At 62.4% G+C, this 23,539-nt stretch carries 18 protein-coding genes; 16 read left to right on the forward strand and 2 right to left on the reverse strand.

Going from position 1 to position 23,539, the window contains the following annotated elements; all coding sequences use genetic code 11:
- The first annotated feature begins 89 nt into the window (after positions 1–89).
- Complete coding sequence (locus Pla111_RS02115; protein WP_146570902.1) at positions 90–794, forward strand: hypothetical protein; 705 nt, start codon at positions 90–92, stop codon at positions 792–794.
- A gap of 1 nt (position 795) precedes the next feature.
- Positions 796–2,130 (forward strand): HD domain-containing protein, encoded by a 1,335-nt coding sequence (locus Pla111_RS02120; RefSeq protein ID WP_231930575.1) that lies wholly within the window; start codon positions 796–798, stop codon positions 2,128–2,130.
- Between the two features lie 9 nt (positions 2,131–2,139).
- On the opposite strand, the gene Pla111_RS02125 is transcribed toward Pla111_RS02120, so the two are convergent.
- Positions 2,140–2,544 carry a hypothetical protein gene (locus Pla111_RS02125; RefSeq protein WP_146570904.1) on the reverse strand — a complete coding sequence of 135 codons (405 nt, stop codon included), beginning with the start codon at positions 2,542–2,544 and terminating at the stop codon, positions 2,140–2,142.
- Positions 2,545–3,051: 507 nt separating this feature from the next.
- On the opposite strand from Pla111_RS02125, the gene Pla111_RS02130 reads away from it, so the two are divergent.
- Positions 3,052–3,648 carry an RNase H family protein gene (locus tag Pla111_RS02130; protein ID WP_146570906.1) on the forward strand — a complete coding sequence of 199 codons (597 nt, stop codon included), beginning with the start codon at positions 3,052–3,054 and terminating at the stop codon, positions 3,646–3,648.
- Positions 3,649–3,759: 111 nt separating this feature from the next.
- Positions 3,760–5,991, forward strand: coding sequence for a 1,4-alpha-glucan branching protein GlgB (gene glgB / locus Pla111_RS02135; protein WP_146570908.1), 2,232 nt, complete (start codon positions 3,760–3,762; stop codon positions 5,989–5,991).
- Positions 5,992–6,194: 203 nt separating this feature from the next.
- On the opposite strand, the gene Pla111_RS02140 is transcribed toward glgB, so the two are convergent.
- On the reverse strand, positions 6,195–8,324 hold the full coding sequence (locus tag Pla111_RS02140; protein WP_146570909.1) for a hypothetical protein: 2,130 nt from the start codon (positions 8,322–8,324) through the stop codon (positions 6,195–6,197).
- A gap of 577 nt (positions 8,325–8,901) precedes the next feature.
- Here Pla111_RS02140 and topA point away from each other — a divergent pair.
- The 12 genes from topA (at position 8,902) to Pla111_RS02200 (ending at position 23,534) form a co-directional block, all read left to right on the forward strand.
- Entirely contained in the window at positions 8,902–11,652 is a 2,751-nt protein-coding gene (topA, locus tag Pla111_RS02145; RefSeq protein ID WP_146570911.1) for a type I DNA topoisomerase, read from the forward strand.
- 187 nt (positions 11,653–11,839) lie between these two features.
- Positions 11,840–12,334 (forward strand): DinB family protein, encoded by a 495-nt coding sequence (locus Pla111_RS02150; protein WP_146570913.1) that lies wholly within the window; start codon positions 11,840–11,842, stop codon positions 12,332–12,334.
- A gap of 187 nt (positions 12,335–12,521) precedes the next feature.
- A complete protein-coding gene (gene pckA / locus Pla111_RS02155; protein WP_146570915.1) occupies positions 12,522–14,117 on the forward strand; it encodes a phosphoenolpyruvate carboxykinase (ATP) in 1,596 nt (531 codons plus the stop codon).
- 344 nt (positions 14,118–14,461) lie between these two features.
- The gene (locus Pla111_RS02160) at positions 14,462–15,088 is read left to right on the forward strand and encodes a phosphopantothenoylcysteine decarboxylase domain-containing protein (protein ID WP_146570917.1); all 627 of its coding nucleotides are present in this window, start codon (positions 14,462–14,464) and stop codon (positions 15,086–15,088) included.
- 109 nt (positions 15,089–15,197) lie between these two features.
- A complete protein-coding gene (gene argC / locus Pla111_RS02165; RefSeq protein WP_146570919.1) occupies positions 15,198–16,217 on the forward strand; it encodes an N-acetyl-gamma-glutamyl-phosphate reductase in 1,020 nt (339 codons plus the stop codon).
- A 46-nt stretch (positions 16,218–16,263) separates the two neighbouring features.
- A complete protein-coding gene (gene argJ / locus Pla111_RS02170) occupies positions 16,264–17,511 on the forward strand; it encodes a bifunctional glutamate N-acetyltransferase/amino-acid acetyltransferase ArgJ (RefSeq protein ID WP_146570921.1) in 1,248 nt (415 codons plus the stop codon).
- Between the two features lie 61 nt (positions 17,512–17,572).
- Complete coding sequence (locus Pla111_RS02175) at positions 17,573–18,625, forward strand: potassium channel family protein (protein WP_146570924.1); 1,053 nt, start codon at positions 17,573–17,575, stop codon at positions 18,623–18,625.
- Positions 18,626–18,731: 106 nt separating this feature from the next.
- Entirely contained in the window at positions 18,732–20,168 is a 1,437-nt protein-coding gene (gene sthA, locus Pla111_RS02180) for a Si-specific NAD(P)(+) transhydrogenase (RefSeq protein ID WP_146570926.1), read from the forward strand.
- Positions 20,169–20,565: 397 nt separating this feature from the next.
- Complete coding sequence (locus Pla111_RS02185) at positions 20,566–21,303, forward strand: DUF4114 domain-containing protein (protein ID WP_197524676.1); 738 nt, start codon at positions 20,566–20,568, stop codon at positions 21,301–21,303.
- Between the two features lie 43 nt (positions 21,304–21,346).
- Positions 21,347–21,787, forward strand: a complete 441-nt coding sequence (locus Pla111_RS02190) for a TadE family protein (protein ID WP_146570930.1) — start codon at positions 21,347–21,349, stop codon at positions 21,785–21,787.
- A gap of 54 nt (positions 21,788–21,841) precedes the next feature.
- Entirely contained in the window at positions 21,842–23,035 is a 1,194-nt protein-coding gene (locus Pla111_RS02195; RefSeq protein ID WP_146570932.1) for a vWA domain-containing protein, read from the forward strand.
- A gap of 55 nt (positions 23,036–23,090) precedes the next feature.
- Entirely contained in the window at positions 23,091–23,534 is a 444-nt protein-coding gene (locus tag Pla111_RS02200) for a TadE/TadG family type IV pilus assembly protein (RefSeq protein WP_197524677.1), read from the forward strand.
- The last annotated feature ends 5 nt before the right edge of the window (positions 23,535–23,539 follow it).

The following is a 23,539-nucleotide window of genomic DNA, read 5'->3' on the forward strand; positions in this document are numbered from 1 at the left end:
ACCAGATGCCGGTCGAGAAGCGCCCGTTGGTTTTCAGGATCGAGGCTCTCCCTGCGTTTTCCGCTGACCGTCCTTTGCTGCGCTCCGCTATGGCGATTCAAGTTACCTGCCCCGGTTGCATGGCCCGGTTCACCGTGGCTGACGAGCATGGGGGCAAGCAGGGGCCGTGCCCCAAGTGCAAGAAGCCGATCACGATCCCGAAGGCCGAGGATCAGATCGTCATTCATGCCCCGAAAGGGGAAGGGCCGACGAACAAAGAGGGCAAGCGGGTCCTCAAGACCGTCAAACGCAAGGACACCGCTTTCAGCCCGCTGATCGCCACCGGCGTAGGCGTCACGGTGCTGCTGACCCTGCTCGCGGCATTCTTGCTGCGCGGCTACCCCGATACCGCGGGTAGCTATCCGATCTTGGGCGGCGGGGCCCTGCTGTTGGGACCGCTGCTCGCATGGGCCGGTTATCTGTTCCTCCGCGATCAAGAACTGGAGCCCTACCAGGGCGGCCCGCTGTGGATCAGGGCGCTCGTGTGCGGCCTCGTCTACGCGCTGGCCTGGGGGATCTACTTGCTGATTGCCTCGCAGATCGGCGAGACCGGCTGGCAGCAGAACGGGCTCGAGATCTGGCAGATGGGGTTCGCCGCGGCGGTGGCAGTCGGCATCGGCACCTTTGCCGCTTTTGTCTCGCTCGATCTTGAGCCATTAATGGGCTTCCTGCATTGTGCGCTGTACTTTGCCGTGACCGTTGGGCTGCGGTTTGTGATGGCGTTGCCTCCCCTGCCCGGCCTGAAGGGCGATTAACTTGCCCGCGTCGCTGCTCGATGTGCCGGAGATCGCTGCGCTCGCGGGTGGCAGTGCGCAGATGCGCTTGCCACCGGGGATCGATGTGCCCATCACGCCCCGTGTGCGGCAGCTTATCGATACGCCCGAGTACCGTCGGTTGGCGCGGATCAGCCAACTGGGGCTGGTGAGCCTGGTCTATCCGGCGGCGCATCACTCGCGTTACGAACACTCGTTGGGCGTTTATCGCACGGCGCTCGAGTACTTGGCGGCGCTGTCTCGCGATGATCGCTTTGCGGCGATTGTTGGCCCCGAACAGGCCAAGCTGTTTATCGTCGCGGCGTTGCTGCACGATGTGGGGCACTGGCCCTTCTGCCATCCGATCGAAGATATCCGTCTGCCAGGGGTGCCTGAGCACGAGCTGTTTGCGAACAGCTTTCTGCTCGAAGGTGAGATCGCCGATACGCTTCGCGATGACTGGGGCATCGCCCCGCGCGACGTGGTCGCCATGCTGTCGGGCAAGCCAACCGATCGGGCCGGAAGGCTGCTGCGCTCCTTGCTGTCGGGGCCGATCGACGTCGACAAGGCGGATTACTTGATGCGTGACAGTCTTCACGCCGGGGTGCCCTATGGCCAGCACTTTGACCGCTCGCGTCTTATCCGCAGCCTGTGTGTCAATGCCGCGGGAGACGGCGTCGCGATCACCTCTAAAGGCAAGACCGCCGCAGAGATGATGGTCTTTGCCCGCTATGTCATGTTCAGCGAGGTGTACTGGCACCATGCGGTCCGCTCGGCGACCGCGATGCTCCAGCGAGCGTTCTATATGGCGCACCGCAGTGTCGATATCGACACGCTTTTCCGGCAGAGCGAACAGCGGTTTATCGATACCCTCACCGAGGCGGCGGGCGATGGCCCCGCTGCCGACCTGCTGGGCGGTTTGTTCGGACCGACACGCCGCCTCTACAAACGGCTGGCACAGTACAGCCTGTTCGAGTCGCCCGAGCTTTACGGCCAGCTGGCCCGTCGGCCTTACCCGTGGCTGGTGCGGTGCGCTGAAGAACTAGCGGGCAGGCTCTCGCACGCCTGCTCGCGCGTGGTGGCCCCGCACGAAGTGCTCATCGATGCCCCCCCCACCGAGTTGGAAGTCGAATTCGAGATCGACGTGCTCGACACACCTTCCGGCGTTTATCGCCGGTTGGGGGATATCTCGCCGATGGTTCGCACGCTGGCACGCGAGCAATTCGACGACTACGTCAAACGGGTTCGGGTCTTTGTCCCGCCGCGAGTCGCTGCCCAGGCTGCCCGCATCGGCGGTCTGCCGTCGCTCATCAACGAGGCGATCGATCGGGCGGGTTAGTGCCGGCACTCACACCCCGACCCCAACCAGCGCACGCGGGCGTGCTTCGATCGGCTCCGCCGCATAGGCTTGCTCGGGTAGGCCCTCGATCTCGAAGGGCTGGTTGGAGAGGACAACGCCCATCTCCACCAGAAGATCGATCATCGAGCGACGCTGCTCCAGTTGACGCAGCAACAGCATCGCAACCTGGCTACGCTCAAGATAGCCGAGGCGTACGGCGATGTCGCCAAATCGCTGGTGCGACTCTTGACGCTGCGTGTGCAAGATCTCGAACACCTCACGGGCGGACAAATGGCCCTCTTCGATCGCGAGTTGCCCCAGCGGGATCGTCTCTTGCTCCTGGCGGCGTGCCGCGGCGATGTACTGCTCGGGCGTGATGGCTCCCGACTGTAGCAGTTCAATCTCTGGTTTCATTGGTTACCCAACCTTAAGTGGGGGGGCGTCATGGGAGGCAGGTCGCGCAAGGACGCCACCTGACCAAACCGCTTCGCGTTCACTTTTGGCTGGGGCTCTAGCCATAGTTAACACCCTCAACCGTACTCCACGCTGTGAGCGGCAGTAGGCGATGTGTCTCATGAACCCTCCGCGGATTTCACGTTTCCCAGCCTCGCGAGGATTCAAATCCCGCAAGCTCGGCAAAATCGGTTGCGGTTTTTCCCGGATGCGTAGCTCCTACGGCGGTTGGAAACATGTTTCTCGCACGGGGCGGCGGGCATAAATAGGCTCTCAGCCAAATAGTTCAGCTCAGTCGCAGGTTGGAGAGCCGCGTTCTTTAGCGGGCTCTAGCCCAGGGAAGGCGTAAGGCAAATAAGTTGGTAGGGGAAATCTGGAGAGGATGGGCACTTCGGGCCGATATCATAAGCACGCCGGATCGTTGGAGGTTTACCCCCACCCCCGTCACCAATCGCACGACGCACGCTCATGTTGGCTCCTCGCCCTCGATTCCTGTTGATTGCAGAAGCCGAGTCGCTCCGCGGGAGCTGGCGCTTTGCGCTGCACGGCATCGACTCGAACGCCTCGGTGACCGCCTGCGATTTCGAGTCGGATGCCAGCGATGAGCGGCTGGAGTTGCTCGCGGTAGTGCGTGGGCTAGAAGCGCTCGATCAGCCTTCGGAAGTGACTCTCGTGACACGTTCGTTAGCGGTCCGGCGCGGCGTCAAACACGGCCTGGAAGCGTGGCGAAACAATCACTGGCGGTGGGAGCGTTTTGGTCGGCTCGAACCGGTTCGTGACGCCGATTTATGGCGGCGGATCGATCGTGCCTTGGCCTTCCACCGGGTGCGTTGTCGTTCGTGGCGTGCTGATTCGGCGGTGAGTAACCCCGAGCCCACACGGCATGCGAGCAATTGTGCCGAGACCCCCCCGGCGTTCAGGTCCGCGATCCTGCGGCCACACTTTCCTGTCGGCACGATCGGAGCGATCGGCGATTCACCGGCGATGGTCGTCGTTCCTGGCCGACGGACACGTCGGACAGTGTGCCTTGCCCCGCGCCGTCAACCGGTGGCGGCAGCCGGCTAATCGAACGGCCTTGCAGCCCCCCAGTAACCAAGCCCCCCCTGTTGGCCCGTCCTGGCCGCCAGGGCGAGAACTTACCTCCCCCGCCGCCGCTTTCGACCCTCCCCCGCGAAGATGCGTACGCAGCTCTCACTGGACGCCGTTGGCGCTCTGATTCAAGGCCGATCCGAGAACCCCGCCGAAATCCTCGGGCCCCACGAGGTGGTCGAGGGGGGCCGGCGGGCGATCGCCGTCCGGGCTTTTTTGCCCGATTCGGACCGCGTTTGGCTGGTCGATAGCGCCCAGGGAAGTTCCCGGCCGATGCGTCGAATTCATCCGGCCGGTCTGTACGAAGCCCTGTGGGATGGGCAAGATGGCGAATTCGGGGGGGCGGCAAAAAAGCCCAACTACTATCTGCGGTATAGCGATCCCAACGGCGGGCAACAAACCATGCGCGATCCCTACGCTTTCGACCCGCTCTTGACCGAGTACGACCTGCACCTGCTCCACGAGGGCACCCACTGGGACGCCTACGAGCGCCTCGGTGCGCACCTGCGTGAGATTGATGGTGTGCGGGGGGTAAACTTTGCTGTCTGGGCCCCCAATGCCGAGGCGGTGAGTGTCGTTGGCGATTTCAATCGCTGGAACGGCAAGGCGCACGCCATGCGCAAGCGTATCCCCAGCGGTGTGTGGGAGTTGTTCGTTCCGGACATGGAACTCGGCACGCTCTATAAGTTTGCGGTCAAGCAACTGGGCGGCCGCGTGGTCGAGAAGTGCGACCCCTATGGTTTTGCCGCCGAGGTACCACCCAAGACCGCGAACATCGTGACTGATCTTTCGACCCATCAGTGGGCCGATGGTCAGTGGATGGCCGAGCGCGAAAAGCACAATGCGCTCGACGCCCCGATGAGCATCTACGAGCTTCACCTGGGAAGTTGGCGTCGCGACCCGGGCCAGCCCGAGCGCTGGATGTCGTACAACGAGATCGCGCCGCAGCTGATCGAGTACTGTCATCGGATGGGGTACACCCATATCGAACTCATGCCGGTCAGCGAGCACCCCTTCACGGGCAGCTGGGGATACCAAACCGTCGGCTACTTCGCCGCGACAAGCCGCTATGGCTCCCCGGCCGACCTGATGAGTTTTGTCGATCAACTCCACCAGGCGGGGATCGGCGTGATCATCGACTGGGTGCCGGCACACTTCCCCAAAGACGACCACGGCCTGCGCCGCTTCGACGGCTCAGCGCTGTACGAGCACGCCGACCCGCGTCAGGGTGAGCACCCCGACTGGGGGACGATGATCTTCAACTACGGCCGCAACGAGGTCAGCAACTTCTTGCTGGCGAACGCTCTCTTCTGGCTGGATAAGTACCACATCGACGGCCTGCGCGTGGACGCGGTCGCTTCAATGCTGTACCTCGACTACAGCCGCGAAGGGGGCGAGTGGGTGCCCAACAAGTACGGCGGCCGCGAGAACCTCGAGTCGATCGATTTCCTCAAGCGGTTCAACGAAGTGGTTCACGAGCGTCATCCGGGCGCGATGACGATCGCCGAAGAATCGACCGCCTGGGGCGGGGTTTCACGGCCCACTTATGTCGGCGGACTCGGCTTCACTCTCAAGTGGAACATGGGCTGGATGAACGACACGTTGCGCTACATCCGCCACGATCCGATTCACCGTGGTTACCACCACGACGAGTTGACGTTCTCGCTCATCTACGCCTTCACCGAGAACTTCTGCCTGCCGTTCAGTCACGACGAAGTCGTACACGGCAAGGGATCAATGCTCGATCAGATGCCGGGCGACATGTGGCAAAAGTTTGCCAACCTGCGGCTGCTCTACGGCTACATGTGGAGCCACCCCGGCAAGAAGCTGCTGTTCATGGGCGGCGATTTTGGCCAATGGAGCGAATGGAACTGCAACGAGTCGTTGCAGTGGCACCTGCTGCAATACCCGTCCCACCAGGGGTTGCAGAACTACGTGGCGCACCTGAACCATCTGTATCGCAGCGAGCCCGCGCTGTACGAAGTCGATTTTGACGCGGCGGGCTTTGAGTGGGTCGATTGCCACAACCACGCCGACAGCGTGCTGGCCTATCTGCGACGGGCCAAAGACTCCGAAGACTACGTCGTTGCGGTCAGCAACTTCACGCCCGTGCCACGCCACGGCTACAAGCTTGGTGTGCCCGAGGTGTGCTGGTTCGAGGAGATTAGCAACAGCGATTCGGAGCTGTTCGGCGGCGGCAACGTGGGCAACTCCGGCGGAGTGATGGCGACCACAACCGGGGCACAGGGACGCCCCGCTTCGATCGAGATCACCCTGCCGCCGCTGGCCACGATGATCTTCAAGCCCCGCCGCGGTTGAGCCGCCCGGGCGTTGAAGCCGCCCGGGCAAAGCCGGGGCAGAGCGACAGCCTCGGCTTGCTTGGCAACTAGACCGATGAACCTAACCCCGTTAATGCCAACAGCTGAGCGGTATTCCGCTCAGCTGTTGGCACTGTTTACCGAATAACGTCTGCTTGGACCGGCTGCTGGCTGCGGCTGAAGAACCAGCAGCGGTCGCCCACGCTACTGCCGATCGGTATCGCGGAACCACTCGAGGTCGGCGTCTGAGAGCAGGTTTTCAAACAGCGTAAGCTCCGCGCGAACGCGACGGGCGGTGCGGGTCGAAGGGGCTCCGTACCAAGCCACTCCATCGCGCAGGAACTCGCTCCGCAACTCTTCGGGCGAGCCGATATTCGCCGCCACGCGCAGGACGTAGGCGATCGTACGATCGTGATTGAGGGCCGCTCCCACTTTGCCCGCTGGCAAGTCAAACGCGGCCTGTAGTAGTTCCGGACCTGCTGCAACGAGCGACTCCGGCTGGCTCAGCTGGAGCCGCACCTCGCCCGTTTCGCGTGAAACCGAGCCGATCGTCAAAAAGCTGATCGGTTCGGTACGGAAGGGGGTCACGGTATCGTCGTCAGCAAAGTACTCGGTGAGCGTTTGGCCCGCCTTTTCGGCCTTCGCGGCGACTTCTTCCGCCCGCTTGAGCGCGAGGTCGGCCGCTTGCTGACGCTTCCAAGCTGCAACCACCTCGTCACGTACTTCGTCCAGCGTGGGCGTTTTCCGCGGCAGACGTTCGGTGATTAGGAACAAGATCCGGTTACGTTCGGCCGGGTCGAACGCAATCGCGGGCTCGTAGCGATCCATAATCCCTTCGCGGAAGGCCATCGCCCACAGCGGGATGCCTTGGCCGGCGGCTTGGCTAACGTTGATCGCTTTGCCGAGTGTTGTCTCGCGCAGTTCGAGCAGGCTTGCCGGGGCGAGTGATCCCCGTTCCAGCCCGAGTCGCTCAGCGACCCCGTCGAGATTCGTCAGAGACTCGGGCGCGGTGGGGGGCTTTTGCTTGGCGTCTTCGGCGTCGAGCACGGCATCGAAGTACTTGTTGTACTCGTCGTTGAGTTCGATCCGCAGCTCCTCCATCAGCTTGCCGATCGCTTCGCTCGCCTGAGCTTGGGCGATGACCGTACGGATCTCGTCGCGAACCTCGTCGAGCGATTGATAGACGTTGGTGTCCTTGGCGGCGTCCGTGTCGTCGGACGGCTCTTCTTCCTCTTCCTCCTCCTCTTCTTCAGTCGACGCTGCTTCCTTGTCAGCCGCGGTTTCATCAGAATCCGTCTGATCCGTGCTGGCCGCGTCCGACGCTTCTACGTCGTCGGTCTCGTCTTCAAACACCGAGTCGTCGCCGAACAGGGTGGCATCGGCAGAGATGAACCGTTCCTTGTTCTGCTCGTAGAATTCGGCAATCTCTTCTTCGGTTACTTCGGGCTCGGCCTTCGCGACGTAGTCAGAGAACTTGGCAACCACGTACTCGATCCGCACCCGTTCGGGCGTGCTAAAGCCAGGAGCGGGCGAGGGGAGTTCAATGCCACCGTAATCACGCAAGAAGTCGGGCGAGGGCTCGCGATCTTGATAGAGCGCGAAGAACTCGGTGAGCTGCTCCTCGGTGGGATCAGCAACTTCTGAGACGAAGTCCGCGGCCTCGATCGGTGCCGCCTCGAGCTCGATTCGGCCGTTGACCTTCAACCAGTCATCCCACTGCTCGGCCGGCAACACCGTGTTGAAAAGATACCGGTGGCTATCGACGTAGCTACGCTCGAGCAATGCCTCGCGCACCAGATCGAACAGAAAGGCGGTTGTCGCCCGCCGCCCTTTTTGCATCTGCATGCCGCCGATCAGGGTCCGCATCTGCTCGATGCTGACGCGGTCGCGGCCGAGGGCCTGGAGGAACTCCGAGACGGTTTCATCGCTCACCATCATGCCGGCCTCGCGTGCCCGCTGGGCGAAGATCTTGGTGCGGACAACGTCGCGTTCAACCCCCCCCTCACGGGTGGTGGGAAGGCTCAGCGGCAGTACACGGAGCGGCAGGTCCTCGACCCCCGCGCTCTGGGCGCTCTGAAAGCCCAGGCCGATCAAGCGGTTTTGGAAGGTTTCCAGCACGCCGCGGTGCACGAGGGCGTCGGTAAGCTGGAGCTCGGTGATCGAGCCGCCCCGCCACTTGGCCACGACCTTACCGCCGCCGCTGGCCCCTCCGCCGCCCCCCTGGGTCCAACTGGGAAGGGCGTCGGCGACGATGAACGAGATCATCAGGAGCACACAGAGGAACGCCATCAAGACGCCGGTGTACTTGCGGAATACCGTAAAGGGGGTGGCCATGGCTGTCTGGGGCGGGCGTTGCTCGGGGGCAACGCGGTGAGAATTGGCCGACGCGAGTCGCGCCGCTAAATGTTGGATTGGAAGGCACCCGCCACGAGGGCGAGCTTTAAATTTAGGGTCTTTTCGGCGGTCCCGGTGGTTCGCTCGTTGCTTGCTAGCGGTCTGCCGGCTCCGTCGTTCGGGCGGGTCGGAGAGCGCAAAGCAGCGTGTCCGTGCTCACGAAAAGCCGCTCCTTTGAGCACCGGATTCTGCGGCGCCATCGACGTAAAGGCAATCCCATCTTGGAGTGTCGGCGATGCTGGCGGCCACGTTTCGTGTGGCAAGGGTCGCTGCGAACTTGCCAACCGACGGTTGGCGCCGTTGCATTGGGCCCCGTTGGCGCCGCATAACCGTTAGGTTGCGTGGCGTCAGCGCCGCCGTAGCAATCGACGCTACCCGTCGTTTTTCAAGCCGCTTGCGGCGACGGTAGGGTCGAGGCAGATACTGACCGACATCGTCCGCCAAACCGATCGCTTTTACCGCCACCTTCGCGGGACACCCCCCCCGCACCGCAGCCGACCGACCCCCAAAGAGCCCGATGGCAAAAACGCAGGCAACCACCGGCTCCGGTACCAAGGGGACTGGCAACGCGCTGGTGATCGTCGAATCGCCCGCCAAAGCGAAAACGATCGGCAAGTACCTGGGCAAGGGCTTCACAGTCGAGGCATCGGTCGGCCACGTGCGCGATCTGCCGCAGGGGGCCGCGCAGATCCCCGCCAAGTACAAGAAGGAGAAGTGGTCGAGCCTGGGGGTCAACGTCGAAGACAACTTCCAGCCGATCTACGTTGTCTCGCCCGGCAAAACAAAACAGGTCAAGCTGCTCAAAGATCAGCTGAAGAAGGCCGACACGCTCTATCTGGCGACTGACGAGGACCGCGAGGGCGAAGCGATCAGCTGGCACCTCTTGGAGCTGCTCAAGCCCAAGGTGCCCGTGTACCGGCTCGTTTTTAACGAGATCACCCAAGAGGCGATCCGCGGTTCGCTCGACTCGCCACGCCAAGTCGATGACGGCTTGGTTCGCGCGCAAGAAACACGCCGCATCCTCGACCGCCTGTACGGTTACGAGGTCTCGCCGTTGCTGTGGCGCAAGGTGCGTCCCAAGCTGTCTGCCGGTCGTGTGCAAAGCGTTGCCGTGCGGATGATTGTGGATCGCGAGCGCGAGCGGATGGCTTTCGTTTCGGCCACTTGGTGGGACCTGATCGGCACGTTTGCCAAGCAGAGTGACGCCAAGCAGCGGCTGGAAACCACGCTCGTTTCAGTCGATGGCCGCAAGCTTCCCAGCGGTAAAGACTTCGATCAGCAGACCGGCAAGCTCAAGAACGCCGATCTGTTACTGATGGACGGTCCGGCAGCCGAGGCGCTCGCAGCGCGGCTCCGCAGCGGCGAATTCCGCGTGAAGAGCGTCGAAGAAAAACCGTACACCAGTCGGCCCTACCCGCCGTTCACCACCAGCACACTGCAACAGGAAACCAACCGCAAGTTGGGCTTCACGGCGCGGCGGACCATGCAGGTGGCGCAGTCGCTGTACGAGAACGGCCACATCACCTACATGCGAACCGACTCGACCAACCTCTCGACGCTCGCGGTGGGCGAGGCGCGCAAGCTGGTTCAGAGCGAATACGGCTCCGAGTATCTGCCCGAGGGGCCGCGCTCCTACACCGGCAAGGTCAAGAACGCGCAAGAGGCCCACGAAGCGATCCGCCCCGCGGGTACCCCGTTCGCGGTGCCGGCGGTCATGAAAGCGCAGCTGGGAACGGACGAATTCAAGATCTTTGATCTGATCTGGAAGCGGACCATCGCGAGCCAGATGCAAGACGCTCGTGGCCGGCGGATCGTGGTAACGATCGAGGGCGAGGGCTGCGTCTTTACCGTGAGCGGCAAGACGATCGACTTTCCCGGTTATCTGCGGGCGTATGTTGAAGGGTCGGACGATCCGGGGGCCGAGCTAGCTGACCAAGAGAAAACGTTGCCGTCGGTAGTCGTGGGCGAAGCGCTCGACGCGGTGGAGCTGATCGCCAAAGACCACACCACCCAGGCCCCCAGTCGGTTTAGCGAAGCCGCTTTGACCAAGGCGCTCGAAGAACGCGGCATCGGCCGCCCGAGCACCTACGCCTCGATTATCGACACGATCCTCGCGCGGAACTACGTGTTCAAGAAGGGCGGTGCGCTCGTTCCCACTTGGGTGGCGTTCTCGGTTGTGAAATTGCTGGAAGACCATCTCACGGCGCTGGTGGATTACCAATTCACCGCTCAGATGGAAGACGATCTGGACTCGATCAGCCGTGGCGAGCGCGACAGCATCGACTATCTGCGGTCGTTCTACTTTGGCAACGGCAAGCCGGGTCTGAAGAAACAGCTTGAGAATAAAGTCGACGAGATCGACGCGCGCTCGATCAGCCGTATCTCGCTCGGCAAAGCGGACGATGGCGATGAGGTCTTCGTCCGCGTGGGGCGGTACTCGCCGTTCGTGGAGAAGGGTGAAAAGACGGCATCGCTGCCCGAAGAGCTCCCGCCGGACGAGGTCAAGCTTTCCTATGCCCTCGACCTGCTTGCGCAAGCCGCTAAGGCAGAAGAGCCGCTGGGCTACTGTCCAGAGACCAGCAAGCCTGTCTATCTGAAGGTTGGCAGGTTCGGCCCCTACATCATGCGTGGCACGCCTGAGGATGAAGAGAAGCCGAAGAACGCTTCGCTGCTAAAGGGGATGAGCCCCGATCACATCACCCTCGAGGTTGCGCTGCGGCTGCTCTCCTTGCCGCGTGAGCTGGGGGCTCACCCCAAGCTCGAAGACACGATGACCGTGTTCAACGGTCGTTACGGACCGTACGTGAAGTGTGGGTCCGAGACCCGTTCTTTGCCGGCCGATGTCTCGCCGCTGGACGTGACCGCCGAACAGGCGATCGAGTTGCTCAACCAGCCCAAGCAGGCTGGGCGCGGCCGTGGGGCCGCCAAGCCGCCGCTCAAGGTATTCGAAGAAAAGTCGCCGGTCACCGAGGGGGTCGTTCAGGTTATGGACGGCCGCTACGGGCCCTATGTCAGCGACGGCGAATCGAACGCCTCGCTTCCGAAGGGGACGAGTCCCGAGGAGCTGACCTTTAACGAGGCGCTCAACCTGCTTGCGGCCCGCGCTGCGGCTGGAGGCTCGAAGAAGAAGCCCGCGAAGAAGAAGGCGGCAAAAAAGAAGGCGGCCAAAAAAGCGACGCCCAAGAAAACCGCTACGAAGAAAGCCCCCGCAAAAAAAGCGACCACTAAGGGGGTCAAGAAGCGGACCACCAAGAAGGCGGACGACTGAGCCCGAACCTTCTCTGCGTACGCTTCGCTGGTCGCGCGGTGCCACTTGCTTTTGCTTTCCGCAGCGTGAGTCAACTTGCGCCCGGTGGGCCACGAGAGGCTCGTTCTGGAGGGAACGCTGCGGTAGTCTGGCTGTGAGCCGCAGGCGCGGGCCTCGGCACGACGCGACCAAGCCACGGAGCTTTCCGATGAACGCAGCACAAGCGATCCAGCAGACGGCGGCCACCAGCGACATGGTTGTGGCTGCGTACCTCGCGGATCTCGAAGACTCCGACCTGTTGCGTCGTCCGCATCCCGGCTGCAATCACTTGGCATGGCAACTTGGGCACCTGATCGCGGCGGAGTGCAATCTGCTCAATCTGCTGAGTCCTGGAGCGGCACCCAGCCTGCCGGCGGGCTTCGTTGAGAACCATAGCAAAGAAGCCACCTCCAGCGACGATCCGAGCCACTTCGGCACCAAGCAAGAGTATCTTGACCTGTACAAGCAGGTGCGCGCCGCCTCGCACGCGGCGATTGCCGCGGTTAGAGATAGCGACCTCGATGCGCCGAATCCCAAGGAAGACTTCCGAGCGATGTTTCCTACCGTCGGTTCGATGTACGTGCTGAACGCGACGCACCCGATGATGCACGTTGGTCAGTGGGCTCCGCTGCGCCGCGAGCTTGGCAAGCCGATCGCCATCTAAGCGGAGCGCCGGTCGCAGCGCTTGGTCAGCCGAGACAAATCGTCGCACGGGCGGTTTCAGGAGTGTTATTTCTGTCGGCTAGGCGTCAGAATGAAAGTGAAGTTGATCACTTATCAGCGGACCCCCCGTCGCCGAGGGGGCGACGAGAGCGCCGCCCGCATGTCTCTCAGGGTAGGAGTTGGCGCCGATGCCTAATCGGATGAGTCTTGAGTCGTACGGAATCCATGTTCCGAACGTCCATCGCAACATGCCCCCCGCGTCGCTCTATGAGCACGCGATCCGCTACGACGGGGCCGAGATCACCGCGAGCGGTGCCCTGGCCGTTCGTTCGGGTGAAAAGTGCGGACGAAGCCCCAAAGACAAGCGGGTTGTCGATGAGACCTCCAGCCGCGATGACGTGTGGTGGGGGGACGTCAACGTGCGGCTGACCCCAACGTCGTTCCAAAAGAATCGTTCTCAGGCGATCGATTATCTCAACCGCTGCGAGCGGATCTACATTGTCGATGCCTTCGCGGGTTGGGACGCAAAGGACCGGATCAAGGTGCGCGTCATCTGCTCGCGGCCGTATCACGCGTTGTTCATGACGAACATGTTGATCCGGCCCACCGCGCAAGAGATGAACACGTTCGGCGAGCCGGACTACGTGATTTACAACGCCGGGCAGGCTGCCGCGGACACGTCGGTCGAGGGCGTCGATTCGACGACCAGTGTGGCGTTGAATTTTGCCCTCGGAGAGTTTGTGATCCTCGGCACGGAATACGCCGGCGAGATGAAGAAGGGCGTCTTCACGATCATGAATTACTTGCTTCCCAAGAAGGGCGTGCTCTCGATGCATTGCTCGGCCAACGAGGGAGACAAGGGCGACGTGTCGCTGTTCTTCGGCCTGTCGGGCACCGGCAAGACAACGCTCTCGGCCGACCCGCACCGGGATCTGATCGGTGACGACGAACACGGTTGGGGGAACGACGGGGTCTTCAACATCGAAGGCGGGTGCTACGCCAAGTGCATCGACCTGTCGAGCAAGAGCGAGCCCGAGATCTACAGCGCGATCCGCTTCGGTGCCGTCCTTGAAAACACGGTGCAAGATAAGGCGAGCCGCGTGGTGGACTATCACGACAGTTCGATCACCGAGAACACCCGGGCCAGCTATCCGATCGAGTTTATCCCGCACGCGAAGATCCCGTGCCGGGGTCGTCACCCGCGGAACATCGTGTTCCTAACGTGCGACGCGTTTGGTGTGCTACCGCCGGTGAGTTTGCTCACCCCCGAGCAGGCGATGTACCACTTCATCAGCGGCTACACGGCCAAGGTTGCCGGGACGGAAGTGGGCGTTACCGAACCCAAGGCGACGTTCAGCGCGTGCTTCGGAGCACCGTTCTTGGTGTGGCACCCCACGAAGTACGCTGAATTGCTTGCGGAAAAGATGCGCAAGCATGGCGTGCCCGCTTACCTCGTCAATACGGGCTGGAGCGGCGGTGCCTACGGCAAGGGGGCCCGGATGAGCCTGGGCTACACGCGCTCGATTATCGACTCGATCCACGACGGCTCGCTTGCAAACGCCCCGACCCAGGCTGACCCGGTCTTCGGATTCCAGGTGCCTACCGAGTGCGGGTGTGTGCCGAGCGAGATCCTCACCCCCCGGCTGTCGTGGAAGGATCCGGCGTCGTACGACGCCACGGCGACGAAACTAGCGAATCTGTTTGCGGAAAATTTCAGAAAGTACGAGGATGTGGCATCGCCCGAGATTGTGGCGGCGGGACCACTAGCCGGCGTTACGGTCTAAGTAAGAGATCCGATCCATGCCGTTCGGCGGGGTCGGGAGCGGCGCGGAGTACGTTGCGGAACAAATTAATCATGGCCGATTCAGCTCAGCGACGGGCTCAACGCCCGCTTGGTGCTTTCGGAGACGCCACTCAAAGTCCCGCTCACTCCGCGTCGCTCCCGGCCCCGCCAACGGGCCCCACATCGGAAGCGCCCTAGTCTGCTTGGCTCAGCGGGGGCTGCCAATCAGGCAGCGGCTAGAGCGGGGTCGGGGTGAGCTCGTCGTTGAGGGCGAGAGGCCGGCCGGCATAAGTGGGGCCTAGGTCCGCGTTCCGCTGAAGCCGGTTCCGGCGTACGCTGTGCCCCATGGCGAAGATCCTTATCACCTCGGGCCCGACACGTCAGTACATCGACGCCGTGCGATATCTGACCAACGCTTCGAGCGGGCGCATGGGGCGCGGGCTAGCGGCGGCAGCGCTCGCCGCAGGCAATGAGGTGGTGATTGTTTCGGGCCCCGTTGAGGTGGAGTATCCCGCCGGTGCCCGCGTGGTGTGGGTCGTCTCGACTGAGGAGATGCTGGCGGTCGCCACGGCCGAGTTTGAAGCGTGCGATGGTCTGATCGGGGCCGCGGCCCCGTGCGACTACCGCCCGGTGCATGTCGAGCCGGGCAAGATCGCGAAGACCGGCGAACCTTTGCAGCTCAACCTGGTCGAAACCGACGATGTGGTCGCAACGCTCGGTGCCAAGAAGCAAGGGCGGTGGGTGGTGGGTTTCGCTCTAGAAACGGAAGACCATCGGCTGCGCGCCCTGGCCAAGCTTGAACGCAAGCACTGCGACCTGATGGTCAGCAACGGGGTCGAGGCGATGAACGCCGAGACCAACACGGTCGAGGTGCTGACCGGTGCCGGCCAGGTTGTCGGTCGCTTCACCGGCCCGAAGGATGAGGTGGCCCAGGGTATCCTGGGAGTGATTCACGACCGGCTAATCGGTTAACGTTCATATCGTTCACGCCCGCTTTGGGCGCGGCTGTGGCGTTTTTTTAGCGGTTGGTTAAACTCACGGGTCACGGATTAATAAGGCGTTTTCGAGCGGTAGGGATTTTATGCTTCGAGTCGCGGTATACGGAGCCTCAGGCTACACGGGCCTGGAGTTGCTTAAGCTCTTGGCTCGGCACCCGCACGCCCAGGTGACAGCCGTCACGACCCGTCAAGAAGACACGCCGACTTTGGAGCAGGTCCATCCTCAGCTGACCGGGCTCTTTGACCTTTGGCTGGAGCAGCTCACGGCCGATGAGGTTGCGCAGCGGGCCGACGTCGCGTTCACCTGCCTGCCGCACGCCGCGAGCGCCGAGGTAGTGAAAGAGTTGGTCGATCGGGGCCTGCGGGTCATCGATCTGAGTGCCGACTACCGGCTCACCGACCGAGCGATCTATGAGCACTGGTACGGCGTCACGCACCCCGATCCCGAACGCTTGACGACGACGCCTTACGGTTTGCCCGAGCTGTTTCGTGAAGAGATTCGCGGCGCGAAGCTGGTGGCGAATCCCGGCTGTTATCCGACCGCGGCGATCTTGGGACTGGCCCCATTGCTGCGAGCCGGCCTGATCGAAACAAGCGGCATCGTGATCGATGCCAAGAGCGGAGTCAGCGGGGCCGGCCGCAATCCAAAGCAGCACCTGCACTTTCCTGAGTGCAACGAAAACCTTAGCCCCTATGGGGTTGGCACGCATCGGCATATGCCTGAGATCGATCAAGTGCTCTCACGCGTTGCCGGGGGCCGGTCAGGGGCGGTGGAAGTGGTCTTCACGCCGCATCTTGTGCCGATGGATCGGGGCGAGATGTGCACGAGCTACGCATTACCGGCGGCTGACGTCACGACCGAGTCGCTCAACGCCGCACTGCACGCGGCGTATGACAACGAGCCTTTCATTTCCGTGGTGCAGACACCACCCGGCACGAAGGATGTGGCTCACAGCAACCGCTGCCATGTTTACACGCGGCTGGTACGCGGTCGAGTGATTGTGGTGAGCGTGATTGACAACCTGATCAAGGGTGCCTCGGGTGCCGCTATCCAGAACTTCAACCTGATGCACGGCCTCGACGAGACGATCGCGCTCCGCTGAGACGCCCTCGAGAGCCCCGCGACACCGCCACAAGACAGAGATCCGCATGGCCAACTCCACCTCCGCAACCGCCACGACTGAAGCGGATACCCCGCCCGCCAAGCCCATTGGCTTCCCGCCAGGATTCCGGGGCGCGGCGGTTTATAGCGGCGTCAAAGAAGATAAGACGAAGCTGGACCTGTCGCTGATTGTTAGCGATCGGCCGGTGGTGGCCGTAGGCGTCTATACGCAGAATCTGGTGCAGGCCGCGCCCGTCTTGCTGGACCGACAGCGGACGCCGACCACACAGGCCCGTGGCGTTGTGATCAACTCGGGTGTCGCTAATGCTTGTACCGGTGCTGCGGGGCTGGCCGACGCAAAGCAGATGACCGCCCTGGCAGCCGAGGCGACCGGAGCGGGCCCCGAAGAGTTCTTGGTGCTCTCGACCGGCGTTATCGGTCATCCGTTGCCCATGCAAAAGATCGCGGCGGGGGTGAGCGCTGCAGCGCAGAAAATGGCCGCGGGGCCCGAGGCCCTCGAGGCCGTCGCCCGCGGCATGATGACCACGGATACCGTCACCAAGATCCGCAGCCGCACGATCCGCCTCGGCGATCGCGAGATCTCGCTTGTTGGTGTCGCCAAAGGCGCGGCGATGATCGGGCCCAACATGGCAACCATGCTGGCCGTGGTGATGACCGACGCCGTGCTCGAGGCGAGCGACGCTCAGGCCGCGCTTTCAGAGGCGGTGGTCGAGTCGTTCAACTGCATTAGCGTTGACGGCCACACCAGCACCAACGATACGGTTTTGCTGCTAGCCAACGGGGCGGCCGACGGCCCGCCGCTGGCGGATCGTGATCTGGCCGCGTTCCGCGCGACACTGGTCGAGGTCTGCGAGGATCTGGCCGTCGCGATCCCCGCCGACGGCGAGGGGGCCACGCACCTGATCACGGTCGAGGTTCATGGGGCCCGCAGTCGTGACGACGCGGTGCGTATCGGCAAGACGATCGCGGATAGTCCGCTGGTGAAGACCGCCATCGCCGGTGCCGATCCCAACTGGGGCCGTATCGTCTCCGCCGCCGGCTACGCCGGGGTGCCGTTTGATCCCGACCGCGTGACGCTGCTGATCAACGGCCTGCTGGTTTACGACAAAGGGGCACCGGTCCCTTTCGACGAGGCAACGGTCTCCGACAGCATCGCGAACCAGCGCGATACGCTGCTGCTGTTGATACTCGATGAAGGTTCCGCTTCGGCCCGATTCTGGACCACCGACCTCACCGCCGAGTATGTTCGGTTGAACGCCGACTATCGCACCTAACAAACCAATTGTTGTCGTTGCGAAGAAGCCCGAGCTGTTTTCAAGAAGGGTCGTTAAAAGTTTGCCAGCTTACGACCAAAACCTGTCGGTTCCGCTACTGTTACGGATCCGTCGCAGTCTGACGTTTCTCGGAGTGTTCTTTGCGATCGCGGTTGCGGCGCACAAAACGCTAACCGGTTGCACGTGGCTGGATGCGGTCTACTTCTTCGTGATCACGGTGACAACCGTCGGATACGGCGAGGTCAGCACGATCTCGGCGGAACAGAAGCTGCTGACCATCGCCATCATTCTGATCGGCGTGTTTGGTGTGGGATATACGGTTGCCCTGATTGTCCAATCCATGGTCGAGGGGCAGATCAACCAAGCGTTGGGGGCGCGACGGATGGAACAAGAAATCGATCAAATGAAAGGCCACGCCATCATCTGTGGCTTTGGACGTATCGGCCGGACGATCGCTGCGGAGCTCGCTCGTCGCAAGAAGCGGTACGTGGTGATCGACTCCAATCAAGAGGTTGCCGACCTCGCGCGGACCGAGTTGGGAGAGCTGGTGGTCGTCGGCGACGCCACCGACGAGGAGACGCTGCTGCACGCCGGTATCGAGCGGGCCACGACGATCGTGATCGGGCTGCGAAGCGATTCGGACAACGTCTTCCTCACGCTCACGGCCAGGAATCTCAACCCCACGTTGCGGATCATTGCCCGGGGCGAGCAGGCCGCCACCGAGAAAAAACTTCGCCAAGCGGGGGCTGATCAGGTGGTGTTGCCCGCCGTGATCGGCGGGCGTCGGATGGCGGCCCTGGTTACCAGGCCCAACGCCGCTGAGATGCTTGAGAATTTCACCAACCACGAAAAGATCGATGTTGAGCTGGAGGAACTGCTGATCCCTCCCAGCAGTCCTCTGGTAGGGGCTACGGTGCGCGACACCGCGGCGCGGCAGCGGCACAATCTGATGATCGTGGGCATCCGCCGCGCGGGGGGATCTATGGTTTTCAATCCTGATCCCGATGATCGCTTCGAGGCGGATGACACGCTCGTGGTGATGGGCCGAAGCGGCGATGTCGAGTCGTTCCAGCTTGCCCAGCGGCTGGCCTGCGAGGGGCGGGGCCAAAGCTAGCGCGGGGCAGGGCCCGCGTTCTCAGCCGCGCTGATCGGTGCTAGGCTGAGGAGGCCCATCGCGGCCCTTACTCGGCTACAACCTTCCCAACGCGCGCGCTTACTTCATGTCCAAGCACTACGACGTTCTCGTGATCGGCACCGGCCCTGCCGGCCAAAAAGGGGCCATCCAGGCTGCCAAGCTCGGCCGTAAGGTCGGCATCATCGAGAAGAGCCCCGTCGTGGGGGGCGTGCAGGTCAATACGGGCACGATCCCCAGCAAGGCGCTCCGCGAAGCCGTCGTCACGCTCACGGGGGCCGACAAACGCAATTTGCTGGGGGCTTCGTATCGCGCGAAGAAGGACGTAACGATCGCGGACCTCGCGAGCTTCTCGCAGCAGATTATTCGGCACGAGTGGGAGCTGATCGGCAGCCAGTTCGAGCGCAACCATGTCGAGCTGATCTGGGGGCACGCCCGCTTTGTCGGACCAAACGAGATCGAAGTGCTCACCAAAGACGGGCCCGAACGCGTGACGGCTGACAGCTTTTTGGTGGCGGTCGGAACTCGACCGGCCCGGCCAGACCATATCCCCTTCAATCCGCACAACATTCTCACGAGCGATGAGCTGCTGCACCTGGACCGCATCCCGCGCACGATGATCGTTGTCGGCGGCGGCGTGATCGGGAGCGAGTACGCGTGCATCATGGCGACACTCGGCGTGCGCGTCACGCTGGTCGAGGGACGCCATCAGGTTCTTGGTTTTCTAGACCAAGAGATCGCGGGGACGTTCCAGTACTTCATGAGACAGAAGGGCATCACTTTGCGGCTCGGAGAGAAAGTCGAGAGCATCGCCGAGATCGATGCCGAGACGGACATTTCGGGACGCCCGAACTCGGGGCCGGCGAAGCTGGTCCAGGCGCAGCTTGAATCGGGCAAGACCCTCCGCGCTGAAGTGCTGCTCTATGCCGTGGGGCGCCAGGGTGTTTGTGGCGAGCTTGGGCTCGACAAGGTGGGGATCGAGTTCGACGATCGCGAACGGCTGCATGTCAATGAGCACTATCAGACCAACGTGCCGCACGTTTACGCCGCCGGCGACGTTATCGGATTTCCTGCGCTGGCATCGACCAGCATGGAGCAGGGACGTCGTGCGGTGTGCCACGCCTGCGGCGTGTGCGACACGCGTGACTACAACACGAAGTTGTTTCCCTTCGGCATCTACGCGGTGCCGGAGATCAGCATGCTCGGCAAGACCGAAGAGCAGCTCACCGATGAGGGCATCCCTTACGAGGCGGGCATCGCCCATTATCGCGAGATCGCCCGTGCGAAGCTGCTGGGCGATGAGCTCGGCATGATGAAATTGCTGATCCACCAAGAGACCCACGAGCTGTTGGGCATCCATATCATTGGTGCCGAAGCGACCGAGTTGATCCACGTTGGCCAGGCTGTGATGGCGCTGGGCGGGAAGGTCGAGTTCTTTATCGACAACGTGTTCAATTTTCCGACGCTCGCCGAGTGCTACAAGGTGGCCGCGTACAATGGGCTCAACAAATTGAACCACGTGTAGGCTGAGCCCCGCGGTAAGCGCCTTGCTTCTTAGGCTGAGCCCAATCTTCTGCTCGGAGCAGGCAGTGCTGCACCGCAGGAGTGCCGTACTGCAAGGGAGTCGATTTCCCGCCCCGGGGGTCTTGAGATTTCGTCGGTCGCAACAGGCTCATGAGCCTCAAGATCTCAATTTCTCCGGGGAATTAGCGTCACGGGGCACTGTGTGACGGCCTTTTTGAGGCGTTACGTCACAAACTCCAGGGAGCCCGCTTTTTTCCCGACCTCGGGCCGAATCGTGACCTAGGGTTTGAGTGGAAGCTTCTCTGCCAGCGATGGTCGAGAAGGATTCCTCCCTCTTCACCCTGTGTCTTTTCATTAAGCCGCATCACTGCGGCACCTCGGCCCCGGAGGCTACGGCTATGTCTGCGCTAAGATCCGTACGGTTTGTTTTTGGCGTGTTTGCGCTAGCCTCGATCACCGGGGCGTCTGCCGCGGAGGTCAAGGAAGTGCAGTCGACCTTTACGGTCTTTGGCATGCCCCACGTGGCCCCGGTGATGGTGAGCGGTTCCGACGATCGAGCCGCTGCCTTCAACAACGAGATCCTTCCGGGGGCCTCGGAGTTGGTTGATGTGCACCTGCGTGAAGGGGTTGAGTTCCTCGCCGCAGGCGTGACCCGCCTGGATGAAGACGCGCTCTTTATCCTGAACCCGACAGACCGCCCGGTGCGGGTGTACTTCATCCATGAGGGAGCCGGCTACCGAAACACGCTTGGCTATTCAACGACCATCGCCGGTTCCACTGGTGCCGGCGTTCGCAAGATCATCTTCCCGGACGTCTCGGACGGTACCCATGGTGGTCCGGTGATGTTGAACGACGGAGACTTTGTCGAGCTGGGCGACTTCCCCGCCGGCACGCAGTTCGAATTCTTCATCGTTCGCGACGCGGTGCGGGGTGGTCGGCACATCTTTACCAATCAGGATCATCTGAACCCGGACGGCATTCAGCACTTGGCAGCATGGCTGCTGGGGGATCGCTATGTGCTGCTGGGCTTCGAGGACCTCTTGAACGGCGGTGACCTTGACTACAACGACGTGGTCGCGGTTGTCGATCTGAACGACGACCTCGGCCAGGGCCCGCTGACACTCCTGCCTCGCTGAGCCACGGATCGCTGCCGATTCGTCCCAAGCAAGGGTTCCTCTCATGTTCACTCCGCTCAAAATCGCCGCCGCCCGCCGCCGCTCAATGCGGCGCGGGCGGATGGGGCAGCGACGCGGTGCCGAGATCGTCGAGTTGGCGTTCGCGTTGCCGATCATGTCGATCATCATCTTCGGCACGCTCGAACTGTGCGAGGTGATCTTCGTCAAGCAGTCGCTGGCGGTGGCAACGTACGAGGCGGGGCGGATGGCGGGCCGACCGGGAACGAACTCGACGATGGTTCGCGATCGCTTCGAGAACATCATGAATGACCGCCGCGTGAGTGGTGCAACGCTGACGATCGATCCCCCCGAGGTGGCGGGGGCTACCGTTGGCCAGGTCATTCGGATCACCGGAGCCGCACCCGTAAGCGGTAACTCAAGTTCCAATATGGTGCTCACCGGAGTGCCAGATATTGTTGAAGAAGTTGTCTTTGTTCGTGAGTGATGGGTTTAGCGACCCCCATTTCGATCGCCATTGGTTGCGTCAGGAGTCTTCCTTATGAACAAGTCAACGAATCGTCCACTGGGGAGGCGTCGACTCCGTGGCGGCGGCGCTGCAAGCCGCCGCCGCGGGGCCACGCTCGTGCTGATCGCCGTCATGTCGACGGCGCTCGTGAGCTTCGGTGCCCTGATTATCAACTGGTCCTACATCGAGCTGACGAACACTCAGCTCCGATCGGCTAGCGACGCTACCGCCAAGGCGGCAGTCGTCGCGCTGAGTCAGACTCAGAATCAGAGTCAGGCACGCACGATAGCGCGGCAGATCGCTCGCGAGTACCAGGTCGGCGGTCGTGATCTGATTTTGCGCGGGTCGGACATCGAGTTTGGCAACGCCCAGCGTCAGCCAAACGGCACGATTGTCTTTAACGCCGGTGTCCAGCCGCTCAACTCAGCGCGGGTTGTAGCAGCGTGCGGAGGGAGTGCCGCCACCGCGGCGGTGTCCACCATGCTCGGCAACATCTTGAATCCCGACGAGTTCACGCTCTCCAAGACCGCCACAGCTGCACGCTACGATCACGATATTGTGATGGTGGTCGATCGATCCGCCTCCATGGCATGGGACCTCTCGGGCGTCGACTTTAGTTATCCGGCCGAATACAACAACGACTCGACGCTGCAGAACTACTTCAAAGCACCTCACCCGACCGAGAGCCGGTGGGCCAAGCTTGAAGATGCCTTGGGCGTGTTCCGCGACGTGATCGTGGATCGGCGCTTGAACGCGCAGGTGGGGCTCGTTTCGTACGCCAGCGACTATACGTTCGGCCTGTTCAACTCGACTCGGGTTACGCGTGACCAACTGCTCAGCTCGAACACCTCGGATTACCTCACCGCCGCTGCGGCAATTGGGACCCGTCCCATCATTGGCGACACCAACATCGGTGCCGGAATCGATGAGGGCCGCTTGGTGCTCTTGAATGCGTCCGAACGGCGAATGACGGCCAACCGCACGATGATCTTGCTGAGTGACGGGCGTCGCACCCAAGGTGCCGATCCCGTCGCCCGTGCTGCTCGAGCGGCCAACAGTCGGATCACCGTACACACGATATCGTTTGGTGATGGGGCCGATCTGCAGGTGATGGCCGATGTTGCTCTTGCTGGCGGTGGGCAGCATTACCATGCCAGCACCGCGCAGCAGCTCACCGAGGCCTTCCGGACGATCGCCGAACAGTTGCCTGCGATCCTCGTTCAATAAAAAAGACGCTCCGCGCTGGCGGGCTTTTGTGCCCGACGGCTTGCAGGAAATCAGCATGTTTCATCATCGCCAACCCGTCGCACGACGTCGCTCGAACGCCTGTGGTCCGAAAGATCGCCGCGGAACCGCGACGGTTGAGTTCGCCTTTAGCGCGTCGATCACCTTCTTCCTCTTTTTGGCGATGATCGAGGTGGGCCGCTTCCATGTGGTGCGTCACTCGATGGACCAAGCGGTCTACATGGGGGCCCGCACGGGGATCGTCCCCGGGGCGACCACCGCCCAAGTGGAGCAGATCGTGGCCGATCGGCTCCGTGCGGCTGGCGTGCTGGGAGCCACCATCGCCGTCTCGCCGGGAGTGATCGATACCACAACGCGTTCCGTGACGGTCGCCGCGACAACGCCCTACGACCAAAACAGTTGGGCGCTGCCAAAGTTCTTCGGGGGGCTCGATGTTGCGGCATCGATCACGCTGGACCACGAAAACGTGGCGTTCGACTGAGCGGC

Source organism: Botrimarina hoheduenensis (assembly GCF_007859815.1).
Lineage (GTDB): Bacteria > Planctomycetota > Planctomycetia > Pirellulales > Lacipirellulaceae > Botrimarina > Botrimarina hoheduenensis.